This window comes from Streptomyces sp. YS-3, from assembly GCF_045257485.1.
Classification (GTDB): domain Bacteria; phylum Actinomycetota; class Actinomycetes; order Streptomycetales; family Streptomycetaceae; genus Streptomyces.
On the sequence record NZ_JBJHPC010001035.1, the window covers coordinates 1 to 1,193 of the forward strand.

Below are 1,193 nucleotides of genomic sequence, written 5' to 3' on the forward strand. Positions count from 1 at the left end.
GGAGGACGGGGCGGGCATCGGTCCGTCCTCCCTGCCGTCGGTCCGGCTCAGGCGCGGATCTCCTTGCGGGAGGACTCCCCGCTGATGGTGATCTTGCGGGGCTTGGCGCGTTCGGCGATCGGGATGCGCAGGGTGAGCACCCCGGCCTCGTAGTCGGCCTTGATGCGTTCGGTGTCGAGGGTGTCGGCCAGTACGAGCTGGCGGGAGAAGGCGCCCATCGGCCGTTCCGACAGCTCCATCTGTACTCCGTCGGCCTTCGCGACGGGCCGCCGCTCGGCCTTGACGGTCAGCATGTTCCGCTCGACGTCGATGTCGATCGCCTCGGCGCTGACGCCCGGAAGGTCGAAGGCCACCACGTACTCGTCGTCCTCGCGGTAGGCGTCCATCGCCATCGCGGACGGCCGGGACCAGGTGCCGGTGCCCGGGTTGATCAGCTGCTGGGCCAGCCGGTCGAGTTCACGGAACGGGTCGGTGCGCATCAACATCGTGAAACACCTCCAGAAGGTTCGGGCAGTACCTGCCAATGCGCCTCACGGAAAACGTTGTAGCATGTCATCCAATGGATGACAAATGCAGTGTCGTCGACACGACGACAGCAGGGAAGGAGGCCCCCATGGCAGGCGCCCACCAGCCGCCCTCGGCGAATGACGAGGCCCGGAGTCCGGCCTCGTTCCTCGCCGCCGCCGCGGCCCTGGAGACCATCGACAACGCCCTGCGCGCGGCCCGGGACGAAGGGTCCGGCGGTCCGTCCGCCACCGGCGGGGACGGCCCGGAGCAGGCGCTCGCCTCCCTGTTGTTGCTGCGGCAGGTCCGTGAGCAGCTCGCCGGGTGGGAGACCGGTCTGATCGAGACCGCCCGTGAGGCCGGTGCCAGTTGGGCCGACCTCGCCCACCCCCTCGGCGTCGCCAGCCGCCAGGCCGCCGAGCGCCGCTATCTGCGCAATCGGCCCGGCCTCGCCGGGAGCACCGGCGAACAGCGTGTCCAGGCCGCTCGTGAAAAGCGCGCCGCCGAGCGCACGGTCGCCACCTGGGCCCGCCACAACGCCGCCGACCTGCGCCGTCTCGCCGGWCAGATCACCGCGCTGACCGACCTCCCCGCCGCGGCCCGGATACCGCTCCGCCACCTCGACGCGGCCCTCGGCCAGGAGGACCCGGCCGACCTCCTCCCTCCCCTGACCGCGACCCGGCCCTATC

The 1,193-nt window shown here is 71.4% G+C and carries 2 protein-coding genes; one reads left to right on the forward strand and one right to left on the reverse strand.

What is annotated here, in order from left to right:
* Nucleotides 1-47: 47 nt before the first annotated feature.
* Nucleotides 48-485, reverse strand: a complete 438-nt coding sequence (locus tag ACJA3G_RS37300; RefSeq protein ID WP_406557443.1) for an Hsp20/alpha crystallin family protein — start codon at nucleotides 483-485, stop codon at nucleotides 48-50.
* Nucleotides 486-613: 128 nt separating this feature from the next.
* Between ACJA3G_RS37300 and ACJA3G_RS37305 the strand changes: the two genes are divergently transcribed.
* Nucleotides 614-1,193, forward strand: a 580-nt coding sequence (locus tag ACJA3G_RS37305; RefSeq protein WP_406557444.1) for a type III effector protein, incomplete at its 3' end; no start/stop codon positions are given.

Bases quoted from the DNA above. Each gene is read 5' to 3' on its own strand.
- ACJA3G_RS37300 (WP_406557443.1), bottom strand. From the start codon at position 485: ATGTTGATGCGCACCGACCCGTTCCGTGAACTCGACCGGCTGGCCCAG.